This window comes from Streptomyces nanshensis (assembly GCF_001751255.1).
GTDB classification, from domain to species: Bacteria; Actinomycetota; Actinomycetes; order Streptomycetales; family Streptomycetaceae; genus Streptomyces; species Streptomyces nanshensis_A.
On record NZ_LJGW01000516.1, the window covers coordinates 1 to 899 of the forward strand.

Below are 899 nucleotides of genomic sequence, written 5' to 3' on the forward strand. Positions count from 1 at the left end.
CCGCTCCCCGGCGGCCCGCCCGGGCCCTCCGGCGCCGAAGCGGGCGATCCGCGCGGCGAGGACGACCTCGTCGACGCCCTCGCGGCCGACATCGCGGACTTCACCCGCGACCACGCTCTCGCCCGTACCGTCGTCGTCAACGTCGCCTCCACGGAGGCCGCACCGGACGCCGGCGACCCCGCGCTGCCCGCCAGCTCCCGTTACGCCGCCGCCGCGCTCCGCGCCGGGTGCCCGTACGTCAACTTCACGCCCTCCACCGGGCTGCACCACCCGCGGCTGCGCGAGGCGGCACGCCGCTGCGGTCTGCCGCATGCGGGACGGGACGGCAAGACGGGCCAGACGCTGCTGCGTTCCGTGCTCGCGCCAATGTTCGCGCAGCGTGCGCTGCCCGTGCTCGCCTGGTCGGGGACGAATCTGCTCGGCGGCGGCGACGGCGCGGCACTGGCCGATCCGGGAGCCGCGGCGGCGAAGAACGCGGGCAAGGAACGCGTCCTCAGCGACAATCTCGGCACGCTGCCCGAGGGACGGCTGCACATCGACGACGTACCGGCGCTCGGCGACTGGAAGACGGCCTGGGACCACGTGGCGTTCGACGGCTTCCTCGGCTCCCGCATGGTGCTCCAGACGATCTGGCAGGGCTGTGACTCGGCGCTCGCCGCACCGCTCGTCCTCGACCTCGCCCGCCTTCTCGCCCGCGCACACGAGGCCGGGATCTCCGGAGCGGTGCCCGGACTGGGCTTCTACTTCAAGGATCCCGACGGCGGTCCGGCCGATCTGCCAGGCCAGTGGCGGGAGTTGTGCGCGCTCGCCGAGCGGCTGCGGGCCGCCGCATGAGCGGGGCCGGGGGAGCGGGCGGCATCGCCGGTGCTGCCGGTGCGGGCGGTGTCGCCGACGCGGCC

General features: G+C 75.5%; 1 protein-coding gene. It reads left to right on the forward strand.

Annotation, left to right across the window (positions count from 1 at the left end; genetic code table 11):
- Positions 1-834 (forward strand): inositol-3-phosphate synthase (locus AN218_RS29310; protein WP_070020112.1); only part of this gene is annotated, 834 nt, incomplete at its 5' end.
- Positions 835-899 lie beyond the last annotated feature (65 nt).